We start from the raw sequence: 21,866 nt of genomic DNA, 5'->3' as shown, positions 1-21,866 counted from the left end.
GATGAACCAACGAAACCTGCTCGAGGTCGATTGGAGCCAGATTCCCGCGCCCTCCGACGACGGCGGCGCCGCGCATCTCAAGGGCCTGACGTTGCCCCCGATCAGCCTGCTCGCGACCGACGACACGTCGGTCACGCTGTCGGCGCTGCGCGGCCGCACCGTCGTGTTCGCCTATCCCCGCACCGGCGAGCCCGGCAAGATCGCGCTGGTCGACGATTGGGACATGATCCCGGGGGCGCGCGGTTGCACGCCCCAGACTTGCGCATTTCGTGATCTGTTCGCCGAGCTGAAAGCCGCCGGCGCCTCACACGTGTTCGGCCTCTCGACCCAGAGCAACGCCTACCAGACCGAGATGGCCTCGCGCCTGCATCTGCCGTTCCCGGTGCTCTCGGACGAGAAGCTGGCGCTCACGCGCGCCTTGAACCTGCCGACCATGGAGGTCGCGGGCCTGACGCTGATCAAGCGCCTCGCGCTGATCGTCGACGACGCCAGGATCACCCATGTGTTCTATCCGGTATTTCCACCCGACCGGAACGCCGGCGACGTGCTCGACTGGCTGAAGGCCAATCCCGCCAAGGCCTAGATCGCCCGCCAGGGTGAATGATCTTGGTCGAACCGATGCGAGCCAGCTGCGGGGATCACAACCGCCTGACTCCATCAGGCCCTAATCGAGACCGGCCTTCACCTTCGCGAACACGCTTCGGAACATGTCTGGCGTCAGCACGCCGGTGTTCGTGTTGTAGCGCGAGCAATGATAGCTGTCGTAGAGCTTGAACCGGCCTGCCTGATGCACTGCGCCGTGGCCGAAGGGGGCCTGCGAGCCCTTCAGATTCAGCGGCTTGAGCACGCTGTCGTGCGCAATCCGCCCGAGCGCGACGATCGCGCGCAGGTTCGGCATCGACGCCAGATTCGCGACGAGAAACTGGCGGCAGGTGTTGATCTCGACCGGCAGCGGCTTGTTCTGCGGCGGCACGCAATGCACCGCATTGGCGATCCGGCAGTCGACCAGTTTCAGGCCGTCGTCGGGGCGCGCCTGATAGGTCCCCCTGGCAAAGCCGTATTCGATCAGCGTGCTGTAGAGCAGGTCGCCGGCATAGTCGCCGGTGAAGGGCCGTCCCGTGCGGTTGGCGCCCTGCATTCCCGGCGCGAGGCCCACGATCAGGAGGCGCGCCTCGAGGTCGCCGAAGGGCGCAACCGGCGCATTGTGCCACGACGGCTCGCGTGCGCGGTTCGCCTCGCGAAAGGCGACCAGGCGCGGACAGAGCGGACAGTCACGGTCGGGAACGACGGCGAGAGGCTGGCGGCTTGACCGGGCCGCCTTACTCCTCGAAGTCTTCATCGCCCCTCGGCGCCATCGTGGTTGCGCGCTGGAGGAATTGCGGGGCGTGGTGGCGTTCGCCACGCTCGCCGCGGTCGCGCGGGGCGGGGCGCTCGGACGGGTCGCGGCCGAGCTTGGATTGCAGCTCGACGAGGTCGGTGAAGACGTCGGCCTGGCGGCGCAGCTCGTCGGCGATCATCGGCGGCTGGCTGGCGATGGTGGAGATCACCGTGACCCGCACGCCGCGGCGCTGCACGGCCTCGACCAGGGAGCGAAAGTCGCCGTCACCCGAGAACAGCACCATCTGGTCGATGTGCTCGGCGAGCTCCATGGCGTCCACGGCAAGCTCGATGTCCATGTTGCCCTTGACCTTGCGGCGGCCGGAGGCGTCGATGAATTCCTTGGTCGCCTTGGTGACGACGGTGTAGCCGTTGTAATCCAGCCAGTCGATCAACGGGCGGATCGAGGAGTATTCCTGGTCTTCGATGATGGCGGTGTAATAGAACGCCCGCAACAACGTCCCGCGGCCCTGAAACTCCTTCAGTAGACGCTTGTAATCGATGTCGAAGCCCAGAGTTTTCGCGGTCGCGTAGAGATTGGCCCCATCGATGAAGAGCGCGATCTTGTTGGTAGGAGAAGGTGACATTCAGTTTGCTCGCGTAGTGTTCGTGATTGATCGTTTTTTTTGTTGGCGCGGCGACAGCAAGCCGCGCAGTTCTAAAGTGCCGCTGAGACCCGTCGAAACCGCAAGTCCGGAGAAGTCGGGGCAATCAAGGTATAGTTATGGCGGACTTGCATACACCCGGGGCTGCCCTCGATGGCAACCCAGAAAACCCCGTCCCAGCCCCAATGTGGCGTTAGCAGAGCCGTTTGGCGAGACCAAATCACAAATTAGCCTTGCGAAATCGTCCCGGCCCCTATAACTAGCCCCCATCATCCACATATTTCGTCCCACCCACAACGGAGCGACAGTCCATGGCTCGCGTCACCGTAGAAGATTGTATCGACAAGGTCGACAACCGGTTTGACTTGGTCCTGCTGGCCGCCCACCGAGCCCGCATGATTTCGTCCGGTTCACAACTAACGGTTGACCGCGATAACGACAAGAACCCTGTTGTGTCTCTGCGTGAAATTGCCGAGACGACGATCTCGCCGGAGGATCTCCGCGAGGAGCTGGTGCACTCGCTCCAGAAGTTCGTCGAGGTGGACGAGCCCGAGCCGGATACGGTGCCGCTGATCGGTTCCGCAGGGGCGAGCGTCGATGCGGACGACACCGAAGTCGCCGTGGAGCGCATGACCGAAGAGGAGCTGCTGAAGGGTCTGGAAGGCCTCGCGCCTCCCGAGGAGCAGCCCGAGGAAGACGAGTAATTCCTCCATCGTGATCATCGACTGCTTGTGATCTTATCAAAGGCCCGAACCCTTGTTCGGGCCTTTGCTTTTGTTGACGTTTTCGTGGTTACCATAGTGTTGCCGGTTGGCGCTGCGCCTGTCACTGAATTGATCGGACACACGCGCGATCGGAGCTAGGATGCATACAACGGACCGGCTCGGGCCCGTTTGAAAGCAGGACGGAATGGTATATCGGCGCCGCAGATCCACGCAGATGCAGGCCGCAACCGAATCGGTTGCCGTGGCCCCGACTGCGCCGGTCGCGCGCCCCGCCAGGCCCCGCGCGCGCATGATGCGTCAATATGACCTCGTCGAGCGCGTCAGGTCCTACAATCCCAACACCAACGAAGACCTGCTGAACCGCGCCTATGTCTACGCCATGAAGGCGCATGGTTCGCAGACCCGCGCCTCGGGCGATCCGTATTTCTCGCATCCGCTCGAAGTGGCGGCCATTCTCACCGACCTGAAGCTCGACGACGCGACCATCGTGGCAGCACTGCTGCACGATACGATCGAGGACACCGAGGCGACGCGGGCCGAGATCGACCAGATCTTCGGGCCGGAGATCGGCGCGCTGGTCGAGGGCCTGACCAAGCTGAAGCGGCTCGAGCTGGTGTCACGCGAGGCCAAGCAGGCCGAGAACCTGCGCAAATTGTTGCTGGCCATTGCTGATGATGTCCGCGTGCTTCTGGTCAAGCTCGCCGACCGCCTGCACAACATGCGCACGCTGGAATTCGTGCCGACGGAATCGCGCCGGCGCATCGCCGAGGAGACGCTCGACATCTACGCGCCGCTGGCGGGGCGCATGGGCATGCAGGAAATGCGCGAGGAGCTGGAGGATCTGTCCTTCCGCACCCTCGATCCCGAAGCCTATTCGGTGGTGATGCAGCGGCTCGACGCGCTTGCCGAGCGCAACCGCAACTTGATCGGCGAGATCGAGGACCAGCTCTCCAACAATCTGCGGCACAGGGGCCTCGGCGCGCGGGTCTATGGCCGCCGCAAGAAGCCGTTCTCGATCTGGACCAAGATGGAGCGCAAGTCGGTCGGCTTCGAGCAATTGTCCGACATCTTCGGCTTCCGCCTCGTCGTCAACGACATCGAGGCCTGCTATCGCGCGCTCGGGATCGTCCACACCACCTGGCCGGTCGTGCCGGGGCGCTTCAAGGACTACATCTCGACGCCGAAGCAGAACGACTACCGCTCGATCCACACCACCGTGATCGGCCCCGGCAACCAGCGCGTCGAGCTCCAGATCCGCACCGAGGCGATGGACCAGATCGCCGAGCGCGGCATCGCCGCGCATGTCTTCTACAAGGAAGGCGTGGGCTCGCCGACCGAATACCTCAAGCGTGAGTCCAATGCGTTCGCCTGGCTGCGCCACACCATCGGAATTCTCTCCGAGAGCGCCAATCCCGAGGAATTCCTCGAGCACACCAAGCTCGAGCTGTTCCACGACCAGGTGTTCTGCTTCACCCCGAAGGGCAAGCTGATCGCGCTGCCGCGCCACGCCAACGTGATCGACTTCGCCTATGCGGTGCACACCGACGTCGGCAACAGCGCGGTGGGCTGCAAGATCAACGGCAAGTTCGCGCCGCTATCCTCGGAGCTCCAGAACGGCGACGAGGTCGAGGTGCTGACCTCGGAGGCGCAGTCCGCGCCGCCGTCGGCCTGGGAAACGCTCGCAGTCACCGGCAAGGCGCGCGCCGCGATCCGCCGCGCCACGCGCACCGCGGTGCGCGATCAATATGTCGGCCTCGGCCGGCGCATCGTCGAGCGCCTGTTCGAACGCGCCAAGATCGAATACGCCGACGACAAGCTCAAGGGTGCGCTGCCGCGGCTCGCGCGCACTTCGATCGAGGACGTCATGGCGGCGGTGGGCCGCGGCGAGATCAAGGCATCCCACGTCGCGCGTGCGATGTACCCGGACTACAAGGAGGAGCGCATCGCGCGCTACGGCGTCAAGAAGGGGCTTGCGGCCAAGTTCAAGGAGAAGTCCTCGGAACCGCGCAGCCCGGTTGCGATCCCGATCCGCGGTATCAATTCCGACCTTCCGGTGAAGTTCGCTCCGAACGGCGGCGCCGTGCCCGGCGACCGCATCGTCGGCATCGTCACGCCGGGCGAGGGCATCACGATCTATCCGATCCAGGCGCCGGCGCTGAAGGATTTCGAGGAGGAGCCGGAGCGCTGGCTCGACGTCCGCTGGGACATCGAGGACTCCGCGCCGCAGCGCTTCCCGGCCCGTATCAGGGTCGAGAACGTCAACGAGCCCGGCGCGCTGGCGCAGATCGCGACCGTGATCGCCGAGCACGACGGCAACATCGACAACATCAGCATGCAGCGCCGCTCGCCCGACTTCACGGAGACGACGATCGATCTCGAAGTCTACGATCTGAAGCACCTGAGCGCGATCCTGGCTCAGTTGCGCGCGAAGGCGGTCGTCGCCCGCGTCGAACGTGTTAATGGATAGGCGCTTTGCGTATGCGCCTGTCGTCCTGATCTCGTGAGTCCTGAAATGCCCGCAACTCCGCTCCGCCTCGGCGTCAATGTCGATCATGTCGCGACCCTGCGTAACGCCCGCGGTGGCCGCAATCCGGATCCGGTGCGCGCGGCGCTGCTCGCGATCGAGGCCGGCGCCGACGGCATCACCGCGCATCTGCGCGAGGATCGCCGGCACATCCGCGACGAGGACATGGCGCGGCTGAAGGCGGAGATCTCCAAGCCGCTCAATTTCGAGATGGCGGCGACTGACGACATGTTGCGCATCTCGCTCGCCACCAAGCCGCATGCGGTCTGCCTGGTTCCGGAGCGGCGCCAGGAGGTGACGACCGAAGGCGGGCTGGATGTGGTCGGCCAGCACAACGCGCTCGCGCCCTATATCGCGCGGCTGAACGATGCCGGCATCCGGGTCTCGCTGTTCATCGCCGCCGATCCCGCCCAGATCGAAATGGCGGCACGGCTGCGCGCGCCCGTGATCGAGATCCACACCGGCGCATGGTGCGACGCCGTCGTCGACGGCCACACCGACAAGGCCGAGGCCGAATGGCGGCGGATCGTGGCGGGGGTGAAGCTGGCCAAGGATGCGGGGCTCGAGGTCCATGCCGGGCACGGGCTCGACTATGCCACGGCGGAGACGATCGCGGCCCTGCCCGAGATCATGGAGCTCAATATCGGCTACTACATGATCGGCGAGGCGCTGTTCGTGGGTCTGGGCGAGACCGTGCGCAACATGCGCGCGGCGATGGACCGTGGCCGGAGCCGGGCATGATCATCGGCATCGGCTCCGACCTGATCGACATCACCCGCGTGGCCAAGGTGATCGAACGTCATGGCGAGCGCTTCCTCGACCGCATCTTCACCGCGGCCGAGCGGGCGAAGGCGGAGCGGCGCGCCAAGAACGAGAAGATGGTGGTAGCGACCTACGCCAAGCGCTTCGCCGCCAAGGAGGCCTGCTCCAAGGCGCTCGGCACCGGCATCAGGCGCGGCGTCTGGTGGCGCGACATGGGCGTGGTCAACCTGCCGGGGGGACGGCCGACCATGGAGCTGACCGGCGGCGCGCTGGCCCGGCTTCAGGCCCTGACGCCGGACGGATTCGAGGCGCGGATCGACGTTTCGATCACCGACGACTGGCCGCTGGCGCAGGCCTTTGTCATCATTTCCGCCGTGCCACCTGCGAAGCCCTGAGGATATCCGTTCTATTTTATAATTCGTATGTGAAATCAATATCTTAAGCAGTTTTGATGCGATCCTTGATTGCGTGGCCTCCGACAACCGTCTAAAAGTCCGCCGTCGCAAATCAGCTTGGGCGAATTCGGCTTTACGCCGGAATTGGCCCTCACTATCAGAATCAGGACAATCTCCATGGGCCGCGAAGCAATGGGCTGTTCGCGCCAGGAGGGCGCTCTGTGACCGCCGGCCGGAATTGAGAGAGCAATGAGCGTGACTTCAGGAACGAAAACTGAGAGCGGCGTCGGTGAAACGATCCGGGTCGTCATTCATGCTCTCCTGATCGCGCTGGTGATCCGCACCTTCCTGTTTCAGCCTTTCAACATCCCGTCGGGCTCGATGAAGGCGACGTTGCTGGTCGGCGACTATCTGTTCGTCTCGAAATATTCCTACGGCTATAGCCACTATTCGATTCCGTTCTCGCCGCCGCTGTTCTCGGGGCGAATCTGGGGCTCGGATCCGAACCGCGGCGACATCGTCGTGTTCCGCCTGCCGAAGGACGATTCCACGGACTACATCAAGCGCGTGATCGGCCTTCCCGGCGACCGCGTCCAGATGCGGGACGGGCTGCTCTACATCAACGACACGCCCGTCGAGCGGCAGCGCATGAGCGAATATGTCGGCGAAGACCCCTGTGGCTCGGAAGGCGGCGGCATCTCCCGGGTGAAGCGCTGGAAGGAGACGCTGCCGAACGGCGTGTCCTATGAGACGCTGGACTGCGCCGACAACGGCTACATGGACAACACCAACGTCTACACGGTGCCGCCCGGCCATTTCTTCATGATGGGCGACAATCGCGACAACTCGACCGACAGCCGCTTCCTCGGCCAGGTCGGCTACGTGCCGCAGGAGAATCTGATCGGCCGCGCCCAGATGATCTTCTTCTCTATCGCCGAAGGCGAGCATGCCTGGATGTTCTGGCGCTGGCCGTGGGCGGTACGCTGGAATCGTTTCTTCAAAATCGTCCGATGAAAGACGAAGCCAAGGACATCGCGACCCAACCGATCGAGGCGCAAGCGGGCCCCGAAGGGGAAGCTGCGACCAAGACAGCTGCAGACAAGGCGCCTGCGAAGAAGAAGCGGGTGCGGAGCAGCAAGGCCAAGGCCACGGATGCGAACGCGGCGCTCGAGGCGCGCATCGGTCACAGCTTCGCTGACCCGAACCTCCTGATGCAGGCGATCACGCATGTCTCGGCGCTGAAGTCCGGACGCAAGCGCGGCGACAGCTATCAGCGGCTGGAATTCCTTGGCGACCACGTGCTCGGGCTCGTCGTCTCCGACATGCTCTATCACGCCTTCCCGAACGCCGACGAAGGCGAGCTGTCCAAGCGGCTGGCCGAGCTCGTGCGCAAGGAAAGCTGCGCCGACGTCGCCAAGTCGCTCGGTCTGGTCGACGACATCAAGCTGGGCTCGGTCGGCCCCAGCGCCGACGCGCGCCTGCGCAAGAGCGTGCTGGGGGACATTTGCGAGGCCGTGATCGGCGCCATCTTCCTCGACGGCGGCCACGCGGCGGCAGCCGAATTCGTCAAGCGCAACTGGACCGAGCGCATGCACAAGCCGCGCCGTCCCTTGCGCGACCCCAAGACCGTGCTGCAGGAATGGGCGCAAGGGAAGGGACTGCCGACGCCTGTTTACCGCGAGGTCGAGCGTACCGGCCCGCATCACGATCCGCAGTTCCGCGTCGCGGTCGATCTGCCGGGGCTGGCGCCGGCGGAAGGCGTCGGCGGCAGCAAGCGCGCGGCAGAGAAGGTGGCAGCTTCAGTGATGATCGAACGCGAAGGTGTTGGCGGCGGCAATGACGGCTGAAGCAAGCGGCGAAGCGCCCATTGGTACGCGCTGCGGCTTCGTTGCGCTGATTGGTGCGCCGAATGTCGGCAAGTCCACGCTGGTCAACGCGCTGGTCGGGGCCAAGGTCACGATCGTGTCGCGCAAGGTGCAGACCACGCGCGCGCTGATCCGCGGCATCGTCATCGAGAACAATGCGCAGATCGTCCTGGTCGACACGCCCGGCATCTTCTCGCCCAAGCGCCGGCTCGACCGCGCCATGGTCTCGACCGCCTGGAGCGGGGCGCATGACGCCGACCTCGTCTGCGTGCTGCTGGATGCCAAGACCGGGATCGACGAGGAAGCGGAGGCGATCCTCGCCAAGGCCGCCAGCGTCAATCACGAGAAGATCCTGGTGATCAACAAGGTCGATCTGGTCCAGCGCGAGAAGCTGCTGGCGCTGGCGCAAGCCGCCAACGAGCGCATGAAGTTCGCGCGGACCTTCATGATCTCGGCGATCTCGGGCGATGGGGTCGACGACATCCGCAAGACGCTCGCGGAAATGGTGCCGCCGGGCCCGTTCCTCTATCCCGAGGACCAGATGTCGGACGCGCCGATGCGGCAACTCGCGGCCGAGATCACGCGCGAAAAGATCTATCAGAAGCTGCACCAGGAATTGCCCTACCAGTCCACGGTCGAGACCGACAAATGGGAGGAGCGCAAGGATCATTCGGTGCGGATCGAGCAGACGATCTTCGTCGAGCGCGAAAGCCAGCGCAAGATCGTGCTCGGCAAGGGCGGCGCAACCATCAAGTCGATCGGCGCGGATTCGCGGAAGGAATTGATGCAGATCCTCGACGTGCCGGTGCATCTGTTCCTGTTCGTCAAGGTACGTGAGAATTGGGGCGACGATCCCGATCGCTACCGCGAGATGGGCCTGGACTTCCCCAGGGAATAACCAAGAAAAGATCGGTATCCGATGAGCGTGCCCAGCAACGTCCGGCGCTTCGAAGCGCTGCTCTATGCATCGTTGATGCTGGATGCCCTCTCAGTCGCGGTGCAGGACCGCACGCCCAATGCCGAGATGACCGAGCAGATGATCATGACGGCGACCTTGCTCGCCGGCGGCATGATCCTGCTGCTGGTCTATTTCGTCTGGCTCGCTGCGCATCGGCGCAAGAACTGGCCGCGCTGGGTGCTGGCTGCGGCCCTGGTATTGTCGGTGATCTCGCTCGGTCAGATCATCGGTGAGAAGGGCATGGAGTTCGACAGCGCCATCGAGATCGTCTCCTGCGCACTGACCACGATCGGCCTTTATTTCTCCTTCACCGGCGATGCGCAGGGCTGGTTCAACGCGTGAGTTGATACGTTCTGTCATTCCGGAGCGCCTCGAAGAGGCGAATCCGGAACCTCGAGATTCTCGGGTGCGCAAGGGCGCACCCCAGTTCGATGCTTTGCATCGCCCGGAATGACGGGATGGAGCGCTGCGCGCTGAGCTGGAATCCTGTAGACTTCTCCCATGGAATGGACCGACGAGGGCATCGTGCTGGGGGTGCGGCGGCATGGCGAAAGCAGCGCCATCGTCGAGCTCTTGACGCGCGCCCATGGCCGGCATCTCGGCCTCGTCCGCGGCGGCGCCGGCTCGCGGATGCGGCCCCTCTTGCAGCCCGGCAACAGCGTTAGCGCGGTGTGGCGGGCGCGGCTCGACGAGCATCTCGGTACCTATGCCGTCGAGGGATTGAAGCTGCGTGCGGCGACCTTGCTGGCATCGTCCCATGGGGTCTATGGCGTCACCCATCTCGCCTCGGTTGCGCGGCTCTTGCCGGAGCGCGATCCGCACGAAGAGATCTTTGCGCTGCTCGAGCATTCGCTCGACGATTTCGAGGATATCGGCAGCGCCGCCGTGCATCTGATCCATTTCGAGCTGGCGATGCTCGCCGAGCTGGGGTTCGGCCTGGCGCTGGACAATTGCGCGGTGACCGGCGAGACCACGGACCTGATCTACGTGTCGCCGAAATCCGGCGGTGCGGTGTCGCGCGGCGCGGGCGAGCCGTGGCGCGACCGGCTGTTGCGGCTGCCGCCCTTTCTGCGCCATGGCGAAACCGCGAGCGATCTCACCGAGCAGGATCTCCAGGACGGCTTCCGGCTCACCGGCTTGTTCCTGCTGCGTCACGTGCTGGAGCCGCGCGGGCAGGGCCATTCCGATGCGCGGGCCGGCTTCATCAATGCCCTGATACGACAGCAGGCGAGGGCAACGATTCCCGCGCCATGAGTTCATCGGGACTCTGCATTGCCACTTGGCATGGAGTTCCCCGGAACGAAGTCGGGCCGGTCGAGTTCGCCTTGAGGTTCCACAACGGGGACAGCCTAAATGTTGATCAGGGGTTTCGCCTTCTCCGCGGCGCTGCTTACGTTCGCGCCCGATGCAATGGCCGGCGAGCCGCAACCCGGCTTGTTTCGCCGGGCTTCCTGCACGGTCGTCCGGTATTATGTGGCGAAATATTCCGCTGCCACCGCAGAGACATGGGCGAGGGCCCACGGCGCGACCGAGGCTGAGATCGAGGCCGCCCGCCGCTGCGTGGCCAATGCGCGGGCACCCGCCCAAACGCCTGGTCAGGCCAAAACCCAGACATTCACGGCCGGCTGGGCAGGCCAGTAGGCCACCAACAGGGAACCATTCGATCCTTGCCCGATTCGCTTCCACGGTTTAACCGGGCAGCATGGGAAAACGAATCGTTCCGCCGGAAGAACCGGCCGAAATCCACGATGTGCCGCTGCGCGAGGCGCTGGAAGAGCGCTATCTCGCTTATGCGCTCTCCACCATCATGCACCGCGCGCTCCCGGACGCACGCGACGGCCTGAAGCCGGTGCACCGGCGCATCCTGTACGGCATGCGGCTGCTCAGGCTCGACCCCGGCACGGCTTTCAAGAAATCCGCAAAGATCGTCGGCGACGTGATGGGCTCGTTCCATCCGCATGGCGACCAGGCGATCTACGACGCCATGGTGCGCCTCGCGCAGGACTTCTCCTCGCGCTATCCGCTGGTCGACGGCCAGGGCAATTTCGGCAATATCGACGGCGATAACCCCGCCGCCTACCGCTATACCGAAGCGCGCATGACCGACGTCGCGCGGCTTCTGCTCGAGGGCATCGACGAGGACGGCGTCGAATTCCGCGCCAACTACGACGGCCAGTCGAAAGAGCCCGTCGTGCTGCCCGGCGGCTTCCCGAACCTGCTCGCCAACGGCGCGCAGGGCATCGCGGTCGGCATGGCCACCTCGATCCCGCCGCACAACGCCGCCGAGCTTTGCGATGCCGCGCTGCATCTGATCGAGAAGCCCGACGCGAAATCCAAGGCGCTGCTGAAGTGGGTCAAGGGACCGGATTTTCCGACCGGCGGCATCATCGTCGATTCCAAGCAGGCGATTGCGGAAGCCTACATGACCGGCCGCGGCTCGTTCCGTGTCCGTGCGAGATGGGAGCAGGAAGAGGGCGCCCGCGGCAGCTGGGTCGTCGTCGTCACCGAGATTCCCTTCCTGGTGCAGAAGTCGCGCCTGATCGAGAAGGTCGCCGAGCTGCTGGACCAGAAGAAGCTGCCGCTGGTCGGTGACATCAGGGACGAGTCGGCCGAAGACGTCCGCATCGTGATCGAGCCGAAATCGAAGAACGTCGATCCGGCGCTGATGATGGAATCGCTGTTCCGGCTCACCGAGCTGGAAAGCAAGATACCGCTGAACCTCAACGTGCTGATCAAGGGCAGGGTGCCCAAGGTGGTCGGCCTGGCCGAAGCCCTGCGCGAATGGCTCGACCATCTGCGCGACGTGCTGATCCGGCGCAGCAATTATCGCAAGGCGCAGATCGAGCACCGGCTGGAAGTGCTTGGCGGCTTCCTGATCGCCTATTTGAACATCGACAAGGTCATCAAGATCATCCGTACCGAGGATGAGCCCAAGCCCGAGCTGATGAAGGCGTTCAAGCTCACCGAGGTTCAGGCCGAAGCCATCCTCAACATGCGCCTGCGCTCCTTGCGCAAGCTCGAGGAAATGGAGATCCGCACCGAGGACAAGAACCTCCGCAACGAGCTGAAGGGCATCAACGCGGTGCTCGCCTCCGAGGCCGAACAGTGGAAGAAGGTCGGCGAGCAGGTCGGCAAGGTCCGCGAGATGTTCGGGCCGAAGACGCCGCTCGGCAAGCGCCGCACCACCTTTGCCGACGCGCCCGAGCACGATCTCGCCGCGATCGAGGAGGCCTTCGTCGAGCGTGAGCCGGTCACGGTCGTCGTCTCCGACAAGGGCTGGATCCGCACCATGAAGGGCCATGTCGAGGATCTCTCGGGCCTTGCCTTCAAGCAGGACGACAAGCTCGGCTTCGCCTTCTTCGCGGAGACGACCTCGAAGCTGCTGCTGTTCGCGACCAACGGCAAGTTCTACTCGCTCGACGTCGCGAAGCTTCCGGGCGGCCGAGGTCACGGCGAGCCGATCCGCCTGTTCATCGACCTCGAGCAGGAAGCCGCGCCCGTCGCGCTGTTCGTCCACAAGGGCGGACGCAAATTCCTGGTCGCGAGCCACGAGGGCCAGGGCTTCGTCGTCAACGAGGACGATTGCGTCGGCACCACCAAGAAGGGCAAGCAGGTCCTCAACGTCGACATGCCGAACGAGGCGCGCGCGATCACCGAGGTGCTCGGCGACACCGTCGCGGTGATCGGCGAGAACCGCAAGATGCTGGTCTTCCCGCTCGACCAGGTGCCGGAAATGGCGCGCGGCCGCGGCGTTCGCTTGCAGAAGTACAAGGATGGCGGCCTTTCGGATGTCGCCGTGTTCGACGCCAAGGCCGGCCTGACCTGGAAGGACTCCGCCGGTCGCGAATTCTCCGCGACCATGAAGGAACTCGCCGAGTGGCAAGGCACCCGCGCCGACGCCGGCCGCCTGCCTCCGAAGGGTTTTCCGAAGTCGAACAAGTTCGGCCGGGGCATCGGGTAGGGGCGCAGGCCGTCGCCACACCATTGGTGTCATGCCCCGGCTTGACCGGGGCATCCAGTACGCCGCGGCCTTTATCATCGCATAGTCTCTGGAATACTGGATCGCCCGGTCAAGCCGGGCGATGACACCGACGGTGTGGTGCACAAACGCGCGGCTGATAGCCGTGTGCGCATACGTGCTCCGATCGAACGGGCACGAACATTGCTTTTTGCTGGCGACCGTAACCGTTTCGCCAAGGCAAGAAGAAACCAATGTTCAAACTCAAGTCTTTGATCCCCGCGCTGTTCGCCCTTGTGCTGCAGGCGGCGCCGGCGCATGCGGCGGGCAATCTCGTCGCGGTGCTCGAGGCGGAGATCGTCACCCTCGATCCGCATTTCTCCACGGCCTATATTTCGCGCACGTTTGGCTACATGGTGTTCGATACGCTGTTTGCGAAGGACTCCAAGGGCGACGTCAAACCGCAGATGGTGCAGGACTGGAAGGTCTCGCCCGATGGCCTGACCTACAGTTTCACCCTGCGCGATGGCCTGAAGTGGCATGATGGCCAGCCGGTCACGGCGGCCGATTGCGTGGCCTCGCTGCGCCGCTGGGGCACCCGCAGCGCGCTCGGCCGCCGCATCTTCGCGATCACCGCATCGCTCGAGCCGACCGATGCCAAAACCTTCGTGCTGACGTTGAAGGAGCCGTCCGGTCTCGTTATCGACGCGCTCGGCAATCCCGTCAGCCCCGTCGCCTTCATGATGCCCGAGCGGATCGCCAAGACGCCCGGCGATCAGCGCATCACCGAGATCATCGGTTCGGGCCCGTTCGTCTACAGCAAGGCCGATCACCGCACCGGCGATCGCATGATCCTGAAGAAATTCGCCGACTATGTGCCGCGCCCCGAGCCCGCCGACTTCCTCGCCGGCGGCAAGCGCGTCAATGTCGACACGCTGGAGATCCGCGTCATTCCCGACGGTGCGACCGCAGCCTCCGCGCTCCAGGCCGGCGAGGTCGATTTCATGCAATACGCGCCGTTCGATCTGCTGCCGACGCTGGAGAAGAATTCCCGCGTGAAGCTGGTCAATTTCACCGGCGGCAACATGTTCGCAGGCGCCTACCGCCTCAACGCCGCGTCGAAACCGTTCGACGATCCCGCGATCCGGCGCGTGCTGTGGAAGCTGGTCGATCAGCGCGAAGTGCTGGATGCGCTCGGGCTCGATGCCAAATACGCCACGCCGTGCGCGACGTTCTTCACCTGCGGCACCACCTATGAAAGCAAGGCCGGCACCGAAGCGGCGGCAAAGCCCTCGATCGAGGCGGCGAAGGCCGCGCTGAAGGCGACCAAATACGCCGGCGAGCCCGTCGTCGTCATGGAGGCCAACGATCTCGAGGCGCCGCGCGTCTCGGCGCAGGTGCTCGCCGAGCGGCTGAAGGCCGCCGGCTTCAACGTCGATCTGCAGGTGATGGACTGGGCGAGCGTGCTGGCGCGCCGCGCCAAGAAGGAAGGCTGGAGCGTCTACGGCGTTCACGCCGGCGGTTTCGATCTGGGGTCGCCGCTGACCAACGTCATGGTTGCCTTCAACTGCGCCGACTTCACCGGCTGGCAATGCGATCAACGCATCACGCCCTTGATGGAAGCCTTCGCCAAGGCGCCGGCCGAGGAGGACCGCAAGAAGATCGCGGGCGAGATCCAGGCCGTCATGTACGATCAGGCACCCGCGATTCCGTGGGGCCAGTTCGCCCAGCCGGCCGCCTATCGCGCGACCTTGCGCGGTCTGATACCGTCCGCCATCCCGGTGTTCTGGAACGTTGAGAAGTAACGCGATGTACGATGTCATTGTTGTCGGCGGCGGCTCCGCCGGCGCCGCTGTTGCGGCACGGCTGTCCGAGGATCCAGGACGGCGCGTCCTGCTGCTCGAAGCGGGGCGCGACTGGCGCGCCGACGAGGCGCCCTGGGAGGTGCGGACGCCCAATCCCATTCCGATCATCCACAAGCGCGAATACCAGGAGAAATGGCAATGGCCTGACCTCTTGACGCGCCGAGTGGCGGGGCAGGAGCCACGCTTCTACTGGCGCGGCAAGGGGCTCGGCGGCTCATCGATGATGAACGGCCAGATCGCCATCCGCGGCGTTGCGGACGCCTTCGACGAATGGGCGGCCAATGGCTGCACCGGCTGGTCGGCGAAGGAGGTGATGCCGCTGTTCTCGGTGATCGAGGACGATCTGGAATTCGGCGATGCCGAGGGCCACGGACGCGGCGGGCCGTTGCCGGTCTATCGCGCGCCGCCGGAGAAATGGGGCCCGATCGATCGCGGCTTGCGCGACGCGGCGCTGGCGAGCGGCTATCCCTGGTGTGCCGATGTCAACGGCCCGGACGGCGAGGGCGTCGCCTGCTATCCCATCAACAGCCGCGACAGCCGCCGTATCACCACCAACGAGGGCTATCTCGAGCCCGCGCGTGGCCGCGCCAATCTGGAGATCCGCGGACATGCACTGGTCGATCGCGTGCTGATCAGCGACGGCCGCGCGACCGGCGTCCGCGTTCATGTCGAGGGGCAAGGCACCAGCGAGATCAGCGCGCGGCAGATCGTGCTCTGCGCCGGCGCTATTCACAGTCCGGCGATCCTGCTGCGCTCGGGCGTCGGACCGGCCGAGGAGTTGCGGGCGATGGGGATCGCGGTCGCTCGCGATCTGCCGGTCGGCCGCCACTTCTTCGATCACCCGCTGTTTCGTGCCACGATCCAGCTGCGGGAGGAGCTTCGTCCCACCGATCCCGATACGCGCCACACCAATTGCTGCGTGACCTACTCGTCGGGCCTTGCCAATGGCGGCAAGCGCGACATGATCCTGATTGCCTTCAATCACCGCGGCGTCGGCGTGTCCGGGGCGATTGGCGCCGGGCTGTTCAACGCGTATTCGCGGGGAACCCTCAAATTGGCCTCGACCGATCCTGCGATCGATCCCGTCGTCGAGGAGAACATGCTGGCCGATCCCCGCGACATGCTGCGCATGATGGATGCGGTGAAGCGGCTCGCGGTGATCACGTCCCAGCCGGCGCTATCAGGTATCGCCGATTGGATCCGGCTGACCGACACCGACCTGACATTGCCGCAGGCCGCGGCGCTGCCGGATCACGAGCTCGACGCGCTGCTGCGGCGAGAGACCGGCGACATCCAGCACGCCGCCGGCAGCTGTCGCATGAGCGGCGTTGGGGATGCCGACGGCGTGGTCAATCCGGATGGCACGGTGAAGGGGATAAGCGGCCTGCGCGTCGCCGATGCCTCGATCATGCCGTCGGATTGCCGGGCCAACACGCATTTCACGACGGTGGTGATTGGGGAAGCGATCGCGCGGATGATGATGCGGTAGAGGCACAACGATGGTGTCAAGCCCCGGCTTGACCGGGGCATCCCGTACGCCGCGGCCTATCGATCAAACACGACCGTCTCGGAGTACTGGGTCGCCCGGTCAAGCCCGGCGACGACACCGAGTGTGAAGCTGGACAGGTCATCGCTCGTTGCACGCTTCAAACGGCAGACGCACGATCGTCTTCCCGCGGCGCATGTCGCCCGAGTTTTGCTTCTCGCACGCCCTCGAAAATGACGAGGGCGCACGGATCTCGGGCGCCGGCTGGCACCCGAGATCCGTGCGCCGAAAAATGCACACGGGGTGAACCACAGGTGATGCCGGTCGCCCGGCCTTCCCTGCGCAAATGGTTTTAACGGTGTCCTTCGTGCTCTCCTCGGGGAGCGATGCACTATTGCCCCCGTCGCCCTGCGGATGGCTGATGTGCGGACCCGGTTGGGCCGCAGGCATCACCGCAGGACTTGACGCACAGACCCCGGGCGTCAGGACCACACGACTTCTCCGTCCGCGCACGTCCTCGCATGTCGCTTCGAGGGCTGGCGTGTGCTCACGCCCGAAGCCATGCGAAGACGCTGTCAGCGTCGTGTCGTATGCGCGACGGCAAGTTGCTCACAGCCGAAGCCGCCCTGCAATGCTTGTTACGCCCGACGCCGTCGCGTCCATCGCTGCCCGGCCCGCGGCTCGTGACGATCGCGATCCGCCCCTTGTCTCGGGCCAGGGTGTTTCGTTTTACGACAAATCCGAATTTCGAGAAAGTGGAATATTTGAACTGTCGGGCCTTGATAAGGCTTGAGGTCAGGGCGTGCGGCTGTTTTGCGCGCGACCGCGCCAATGGTCGACCGGGCATTGGCGACGTGCTTTTGCCTTAAGGACGTGAACTCATGAACGGCAGCTTCCGCGGGGCACAGCGGAAGTCGCCGGTTGATCATCATCGGCGCAAGCTTCCGAAATCCGAGCAAAGTTTGCGCCGATGTTGCGACCGGAAGGAGGACTCTAGCCAATCGCAATCCACTCGGTCACTTGACCTTCCCCACTGTAGCGGATTCGTCGATTAGCAACTGGTTGCTGATCGACGTGCATACTCGTTGAACAGGCTGGGATGATCCGGAAAAGGTGATCTTCTGAACGTATGGCTTGTCTATCGCAACCGTAATCTTCTTTCTGTCATCAGAGACATGGAACAGCCTGCTGTCTCCCTCTATGGAGAATTGCTGGCCGGCATTTGGCCCGGCATTCAGCCTGCCCTGAAAGGTGCCGGGTTTGAGGGCCATACGATAAGCGTGCTCTCCCTCGGCTGTGTAAGTGAACGAGTAAGAGAGTGTGCCCGCGCTTACTGCCGCTCCCAAAGGATTGGGGGGCGGAACGATGGTCACGAACGTCTGTCTCGCCTCGCCGGTCCCGTCGCCATGGTAGATGACCTGACCTTCGGTGGTGAGATGGCTGAGGTTGGTTTCGCCGATTGGGATTGTGAAGTTTCCCATGCTGTCTTGCTTGAACCCGGCCGGTGCGACCAAGCAGGTTTGAGCACCGACCAGCGAGTAAGTCCCCTTGAGATTTTCGGTAGCAGCGGCGGCTGCTGCTGCCGCAGCAGTCGATGCAACGGCAATGGTTGGCCAGAAGAGTGCAACTCGCATGATACTCTCCGAGGTTGGACAGCCCCTGGCAATTTATGCCGCAGTCCAGATCGATGTCTCTTGATCTGTCTCAAGGATGTGGAAAGTCCGAAGTTATCAAAATGACGCTCGGATTCGCGGCGGCCTTACACGATTGAAAGATCGGCGGAGCTTCGCCCTCCAGCTCGCAGATGATCAGCCACCTTATGCTGGTTCCCGGAGAGAAGCACATCAGGCTTCAACGATTGGTCCTCTGCGCTCTCCCGAGAACCGTGCCTTTGTGGCCACCATACGTCCTAGATGATTCCCGCCAGCCGCAGCGCCACGCCTGCGGCGCAACTGCCGGCGAGCACCGTCAGCATGCCCAGCTTGAACCGAAAGATCGCGGTCGCCGCCGCGATGGACAGCACGAACGCGGGGATGTCGATGCTCCTCAGCACGGGCATGTCGAAGTTCAGCGGGAACGCGTGCACCGGCACGGTCTCTCGGAACAGCGTGTGCAGCGCGAACCAGATCGAGAGGTTGAGGATCACGCCGACCACCGCGGCAGTGATCGCACTCAGCGCGCCGGCGAGGCCAATGTTGCCGCGGAGGCGCTCGATATAGGGCGCGCCGACGAAGATCCAGAGGAAGCAGGGTGTGAAGGTGACCCAGGTCGCGAGCAGGCCGCCGAGCGTGGCCGCGAGCAACGGTGACAGGCCGCTGGGATCGCGGTAGGCCGCCATGAAGCCCACGAACTGCAGCACCATGATCAGCGGGCCCGGCGTGGTCTCGGCCATGCCGAGGCCGTCGAGCATCTCGTGCGGTTTCAGCCAGTGATAATGCTCGACCGCCTGCTGGGCGACGTAGGCCAGCACGGCGTAGGCGCCGCCGAAGGTGACGAGCGCCATTTTCGAGAAGAACAGCGCGATCTGGCTGAACACATTGGCCTGTCCGACGAATAACAGCAGCGCGATCACCGGGACAAGCCAGAGCGCGAGCCACAGTGCGCCGACGCGGATCGCGCGCGCCGTGTCGGGGCGCACGTGCTCGGGCACGGCATCGCCGAGCATGCTGTCGATCACGGCGCCGCTGCCGCCATGGCCGTGACCGGCCGGCGCGAACTCCGGACGGCCAGCTCGCGCGCCGGCATAGCCGATGATGGCGGCGGCGATGATGATGACGGGGAAGGGGACGGCGAAGAAGAAGATCGCGACGAAGGCCGCGGCCGCGAGCGCGATCATGATGCGGTTCTTCAGCGCGCGCTTGCCGACGCGCACCACGGCCTCGACGACGATGGCAAGCACGGCGGCCTTGAGGCCGAAGAACAGCGCCTCGACGAAGCTGACATTGCCGAATGCGGCATAGACGTAGCTGAGGCCCATGATGGCGATGATGCCGGGCAGGATGAAAAGCCCGCCCGCCATCAGGCCGCCGGCGGTGCGATGCATCAGCCAGCCGACATAGGTCGCAAGCTGCTGCGCCTCAGGTCCCGGCAGCAGCATGCAGTAATTCAGCGCATGCAGGAACCGGCCCTCGGAGATCCACTTCTTCTCCTCGACCAGGATGCGGTGCATCACCGCGATCTGGCCCGCGGGCCCGCCAAAGCTGAGGCAGGCGACGCGCAGCCAGACGCGAAAGGCCTCATCGAAGCTGACGCCGTGACCGGCGTCAGCTCCTGCTTGAACGTTACGGGTGTCCATTTACGCCTTCACCTTGTTGGTCGGCCAGTTGTGCGTCTCGGTGGTGGCGTCGCGGCACCAGCGGTAGAAGGCATCGTAGAGCAGCATGCCGGCCTCGAGCTGTTCGAGGTCGTCGTCGTACATCCGGGACAGCCCGAGCGAGGCCGCGAGCAGGCCCGGAGCCTCCGGCGCCAGATCCGGCCGCGCGGTGTCGGCGCCGCGCACCAGCGTCGCGAGGCGAAGCAGGGCCGGCGTTGCGATCCCGAATTCCTCGATCATCACGTCGAAGGTGCAGAGCTCGCCACGGTGGCTCCAGAACACGTTCTCGATGTCGAAGGGGGCCGCGCCGAAGCGCTCGCCGACAGCGACCACCTCGGATGGCGCCACATAGAGGAACACTGCATTGGGATCGACGAAGCGGCGGATCAGCCACGGGCAGGCGATGCGATCGACCTTCGGTCGCGCTCGCGTGACCCAGACGGTGCGGCCCTTGGCATCGCTTGGCGGCAGCTTGCGGGCGTCGACCAGCGGCAGCCTGGCCGCCTTCCAGCCCTCGAAGCCGCCCTCCAGCGTTTCGGCTTGCACGCCGAGCTGCCGCAGCCAGGCCGCGGTGCCTTGCGCGAGCTTCTCACCGCGGAAGCAGGAGACGACGGCGCGGCGGCCGGCGAAGGCGCCGCCCCAGTCCGTCACATTGTCGTGGCTGAGCTTGATGGAGCCGGGGATCAGCCGCCGGTCGGCGGCAAAATCCTCCTCGGTGCGCACATCGATCAGTGCAGGCGCGTTCGCCGTGCCGATCAGCCGTGCCATTTTGTCAGACGAAATGGTCGTGAATGTAGACATGATGCGTCCTCGCAAGAAACGAACGGGACGCGATGCTTGGGCCTGTCGCCTCGTGGGGAGATCGCTCAAATCCCCATGGCGCAGATTACAGCGAAACTAAGTTGCACTGTCAATCCGCGGGACGATTGGACCTTAGAAAATTGGTGCCCGCCGTCTATATTGCACGCCGACAGACCTGAATCTTCGGGAGAATTCGATGCATTCCCATTCCGTCGAGCAATGGACCCATGACCACGCATTCCTGGGCGAGAAGCACGACGAGAACGAGCGCCGCACCTGGTTCGTGGTCGTCCTGACGCTGGTCATGATGGTCGGCGAGATCGTGGCAGGCTCGCTGTTCGGCTCGATGGCGCTGCTGGCCGACGGCTGGCACATGGGTACGCACGCGGCGGCGCTCGGCATTGCCGCCTTCGCCTATCGTTTCGCGCGACGGCATCTGGGGAATGCGCATTTCACCTTCGGCACGGGCAAGTTCGGGGATCTTGCCGCTTTTGCCAGCGCGATCATCCTGGGCCTGATTGCGGTCGAGATCGCCTATGAGAGCGTGCTGCGGCTGATCACGCCGGTGCCGATCGTCTATGGCGAGGCCATGGCCGTGGCTGTTCTCGGCCTGTGCGTCAACCTCGCCAGTGTGTGGCTGCTGCGCGATAGCCACGATCATCACCATCACGGTCACGACCATGGCCATGCGCACGATGACCATGACGATCATGACCACGACCACGACCACGATCATCACGGCCATCATCATCACCACCATCACCACGACAACAACCTTCGCGCGGCCTATGTTCATGTCATGACCGATGCCGCGACCTCTGTGCTGGCGATCGCAGCGCTCGCCGTCGCCATGTACTCGGGCTGGGTCTGGGCCGATCCGGCGGTGGGCCTGATCGGCAGCGTCGTGATCGCGAGCTGGGCGTTCGGCCTGATCAAGTCATCGGGGGCGGTTCTCCTCGACGTGCGCGCCGACGAGAAGCTGGAGCGGGTGATCCGGGCCCGCATGGAGGTCGGCGACGATCGCGTGACCGACCTCCATCTCTGGCAGGTCGGCCCCGGCCATTGTGCCGTGCTGCTCTCGGTGGTGTCGGACAAGCCGAAGCAGCCGGCCGTCTACAAGCGGCGGCTCGCGGGGCTGAAAGGCCTCAGCCACGTCACGGTTGAGGTCGAGACCTGCCCGCATTGACGGGCCTTACTGGAATTCAGACGGGGTGCGGAGGCTTTGTGGCCGA

At 64.5% G+C, this 21,866-nt stretch carries 20 protein-coding genes; 15 read left to right on the top strand and 5 right to left on the bottom strand.

The genetic code is table 11. The features are described from left to right. The first annotated feature begins 1 nt into the window (after nt 1). On the top strand, nt 2-583 hold the full coding sequence (locus ACM42_RS19295) for a peroxiredoxin (protein WP_271529421.1): 582 nt from the start codon (nt 2-4) through the stop codon (nt 581-583). 81 nt (nt 584-664) lie between these two features. Here ACM42_RS19295 and ACM42_RS19290 read toward each other — a convergent pair whose 3' ends face one another. Further along, nucleotides 665-1,339, bottom strand: coding sequence for a uracil-DNA glycosylase (locus ACM42_RS19290; protein WP_271529420.1), 675 nt, complete (start codon nt 1,337-1,339; stop codon nt 665-667). Then, on the bottom strand, nt 1,320-1,964 hold the full coding sequence (locus ACM42_RS19285) for a LabA-like NYN domain-containing protein (protein ID WP_028179699.1): 645 nt from the start codon (nt 1,962-1,964) through the stop codon (nt 1,320-1,322). The genes ACM42_RS19290 and ACM42_RS19285 overlap by 20 nt, the downstream gene beginning before the upstream one ends. 329 nt (nt 1,965-2,293) lie before the next feature. Here ACM42_RS19285 and rpoZ point away from each other — a divergent pair, with 329 nt between their 5' ends. The 13 genes from rpoZ (at nt 2,294) to ACM42_RS19220 (ending at nt 16,523) form a co-directional block, all read left to right on the top strand. Next, nucleotides 2,294-2,686, top strand: a complete 393-nt coding sequence (gene rpoZ, locus ACM42_RS19280; RefSeq protein WP_007603391.1) for a DNA-directed RNA polymerase subunit omega — start codon at nt 2,294-2,296, stop codon at nt 2,684-2,686. 205 nt (nt 2,687-2,891) lie between these two features. Further along, nucleotides 2,892-5,174: a RelA/SpoT family protein gene (locus ACM42_RS19275; RefSeq protein ID WP_271529419.1), complete on the top strand. Its 2,283-nt coding sequence runs from the start codon at nt 2,892-2,894 to the stop codon at nt 5,172-5,174. 45 nt (nt 5,175-5,219) lie between these two features. Beyond that, nucleotides 5,220-5,972 (top strand): pyridoxine 5'-phosphate synthase, encoded by a 753-nt coding sequence (locus ACM42_RS19270; protein WP_271529418.1) that lies wholly within the window; start codon nt 5,220-5,222, stop codon nt 5,970-5,972. After that, complete coding sequence (acpS, locus tag ACM42_RS19265; protein ID WP_271529417.1) at nt 5,969-6,388, top strand: holo-ACP synthase; 420 nt, start codon at nt 5,969-5,971, stop codon at nt 6,386-6,388. Before ACM42_RS19270 ends, acpS begins: the two co-directional genes overlap by 4 nt. Before the next feature lie 249 nt (nt 6,389-6,637). Beyond that, the gene (lepB, locus tag ACM42_RS19260; RefSeq protein ID WP_061877333.1) at nt 6,638-7,402 is read left to right on the top strand and encodes a signal peptidase I; all 765 of its coding nucleotides are present in this window, start codon (nt 6,638-6,640) and stop codon (nt 7,400-7,402) included. Further along, nucleotides 7,399-8,235, top strand: coding sequence for a ribonuclease III (gene rnc / locus ACM42_RS19255; RefSeq protein WP_271529416.1), 837 nt, complete (start codon nt 7,399-7,401; stop codon nt 8,233-8,235). Before lepB ends, rnc begins: the two co-directional genes overlap by 4 nt. Continuing rightward, nucleotides 8,225-9,151, top strand: a complete 927-nt coding sequence (gene era / locus ACM42_RS19250; protein ID WP_271529415.1) for a GTPase Era — start codon at nt 8,225-8,227, stop codon at nt 9,149-9,151. Before rnc ends, era begins: the two co-directional genes overlap by 11 nt. 21 nt (nt 9,152-9,172) lie before the next feature. Continuing rightward, nucleotides 9,173-9,553 carry a hypothetical protein gene (locus ACM42_RS19245; RefSeq protein WP_271529414.1) on the top strand — a complete coding sequence of 127 codons (381 nt, stop codon included), beginning with the start codon at nt 9,173-9,175 and terminating at the stop codon, nt 9,551-9,553. A gap of 159 nt (nt 9,554-9,712) precedes the next feature. Further along, on the top strand, nt 9,713-10,465 hold the full coding sequence (gene recO / locus ACM42_RS19240) for a DNA repair protein RecO (RefSeq protein ID WP_271529413.1): 753 nt from the start codon (nt 9,713-9,715) through the stop codon (nt 10,463-10,465). A gap of 99 nt (nt 10,466-10,564) precedes the next feature. Continuing rightward, nucleotides 10,565-10,852 carry a hypothetical protein gene (locus ACM42_RS19235; RefSeq protein WP_271529412.1) on the top strand — a complete coding sequence of 96 codons (288 nt, stop codon included), beginning with the start codon at nt 10,565-10,567 and terminating at the stop codon, nt 10,850-10,852. A 61-nt stretch (nt 10,853-10,913) separates the two neighbouring features. Then, complete coding sequence (gene parC, locus ACM42_RS19230; RefSeq protein ID WP_271529411.1) at nt 10,914-13,172, top strand: DNA topoisomerase IV subunit A; 2,259 nt, start codon at nt 10,914-10,916, stop codon at nt 13,170-13,172. A gap of 251 nt (nt 13,173-13,423) precedes the next feature. Continuing rightward, nucleotides 13,424-14,974 carry an ABC transporter substrate-binding protein gene (locus ACM42_RS19225; RefSeq protein ID WP_271529410.1) on the top strand — a complete coding sequence of 517 codons (1,551 nt, stop codon included), beginning with the start codon at nt 13,424-13,426 and terminating at the stop codon, nt 14,972-14,974. A 4-nt stretch (nt 14,975-14,978) separates the two neighbouring features. Next, a complete protein-coding gene (locus ACM42_RS19220) occupies nt 14,979-16,523 on the top strand; it encodes a GMC family oxidoreductase (RefSeq protein WP_271529409.1) in 1,545 nt (514 codons plus the stop codon). 1,013 nt (nt 16,524-17,536) lie between these two features. Here ACM42_RS19220 and ACM42_RS19215 read toward each other — a convergent pair. The 3 genes from ACM42_RS19215 to ACM42_RS19205 form a co-directional block, all read right to left on the bottom strand. Continuing rightward, nucleotides 17,537-18,154: a hypothetical protein gene (locus tag ACM42_RS19215; RefSeq protein WP_271529408.1), complete on the bottom strand. Its 618-nt coding sequence runs from the start codon at nt 18,152-18,154 to the stop codon at nt 17,537-17,539. A 275-nt stretch (nt 18,155-18,429) separates the two neighbouring features. Further along, on the bottom strand, nt 18,430-19,815 hold the full coding sequence (gene chrA, locus ACM42_RS19210) for a chromate efflux transporter (protein ID WP_271529407.1): 1,386 nt from the start codon (nt 19,813-19,815) through the stop codon (nt 18,430-18,432). Then, on the bottom strand, nt 19,816-20,634 hold the full coding sequence (locus ACM42_RS19205; RefSeq protein ID WP_271529406.1) for a chromate resistance protein ChrB domain-containing protein: 819 nt from the start codon (nt 20,632-20,634) through the stop codon (nt 19,816-19,818). Between the two features lie 196 nt (nt 20,635-20,830). Here ACM42_RS19205 and dmeF point away from each other — a divergent pair, with 196 nt between their 5' ends. Continuing rightward, nucleotides 20,831-21,820 carry a CDF family Co(II)/Ni(II) efflux transporter DmeF gene (gene dmeF / locus ACM42_RS19200; protein WP_271529405.1) on the top strand — a complete coding sequence of 330 codons (990 nt, stop codon included), beginning with the start codon at nt 20,831-20,833 and terminating at the stop codon, nt 21,818-21,820. Nucleotides 21,821-21,866 lie beyond the last annotated feature (46 nt).

Origin of the sequence: Bradyrhizobium sp. CCBAU 25338 (assembly GCF_028128965.1) — a bacterium.
Classification (GTDB): Bacteria; Pseudomonadota; Alphaproteobacteria; order Rhizobiales; family Xanthobacteraceae; genus Bradyrhizobium; species Bradyrhizobium liaoningense.
The sequence above is the reverse complement of the archived record's forward strand: the minus strand, read 5'-3'. Positions and strand labels throughout refer to the sequence as shown.

Coding starts and splice junctions, on each gene's coding strand:
- ACM42_RS19295 (WP_271529421.1), top strand. CDS start 2: ATGAACCAACGAAACCTGCTCGAGGTCGATTGGAGCCAGATTCCCGCG.
- ACM42_RS19290 (WP_271529420.1), bottom strand. CDS start 1,339: ATGAAGACTTCGAGGAGTAAGGCGGCCCGGTCAAGCCGCCAGCCTCTC.
- ACM42_RS19285 (WP_028179699.1), bottom strand. CDS start 1,964: ATGTCACCTTCTCCTACCAACAAGATCGCGCTCTTCATCGATGGGGCC.
- rpoZ (WP_007603391.1), top strand. CDS start 2,294: ATGGCTCGCGTCACCGTAGAAGATTGTATCGACAAGGTCGACAACCGG.
- ACM42_RS19275 (WP_271529419.1), top strand. CDS start 2,892: ATGGTATATCGGCGCCGCAGATCCACGCAGATGCAGGCCGCAACCGAA.
- ACM42_RS19270 (WP_271529418.1), top strand. CDS start 5,220: ATGCCCGCAACTCCGCTCCGCCTCGGCGTCAATGTCGATCATGTCGCG.
- acpS (WP_271529417.1), top strand. CDS start 5,969: ATGATCATCGGCATCGGCTCCGACCTGATCGACATCACCCGCGTGGCC.
- lepB (WP_061877333.1), top strand. CDS start 6,638: ATGAGCGTGACTTCAGGAACGAAAACTGAGAGCGGCGTCGGTGAAACG.
- rnc (WP_271529416.1), top strand. CDS start 7,399: ATGAAAGACGAAGCCAAGGACATCGCGACCCAACCGATCGAGGCGCAA.
- era (WP_271529415.1), top strand. CDS start 8,225: ATGACGGCTGAAGCAAGCGGCGAAGCGCCCATTGGTACGCGCTGCGGC.
- ACM42_RS19245 (WP_271529414.1), top strand. CDS start 9,173: ATGAGCGTGCCCAGCAACGTCCGGCGCTTCGAAGCGCTGCTCTATGCA.
- recO (WP_271529413.1), top strand. CDS start 9,713: ATGGAATGGACCGACGAGGGCATCGTGCTGGGGGTGCGGCGGCATGGC.
- ACM42_RS19235 (WP_271529412.1), top strand. CDS start 10,565: ATGTTGATCAGGGGTTTCGCCTTCTCCGCGGCGCTGCTTACGTTCGCG.
- parC (WP_271529411.1), top strand. CDS start 10,914: ATGGGAAAACGAATCGTTCCGCCGGAAGAACCGGCCGAAATCCACGAT.
- ACM42_RS19225 (WP_271529410.1), top strand. CDS start 13,424: ATGTTCAAACTCAAGTCTTTGATCCCCGCGCTGTTCGCCCTTGTGCTG.
- ACM42_RS19220 (WP_271529409.1), top strand. CDS start 14,979: ATGTACGATGTCATTGTTGTCGGCGGCGGCTCCGCCGGCGCCGCTGTT.
- ACM42_RS19215 (WP_271529408.1), bottom strand. CDS start 18,154: ATGCGAGTTGCACTCTTCTGGCCAACCATTGCCGTTGCATCGACTGCT.
- chrA (WP_271529407.1), bottom strand. CDS start 19,815: ATGGACACCCGTAACGTTCAAGCAGGAGCTGACGCCGGTCACGGCGTC.
- ACM42_RS19205 (WP_271529406.1), bottom strand. CDS start 20,634: ATGTCTACATTCACGACCATTTCGTCTGACAAAATGGCACGGCTGATC.
- dmeF (WP_271529405.1), top strand. CDS start 20,831: ATGCATTCCCATTCCGTCGAGCAATGGACCCATGACCACGCATTCCTG.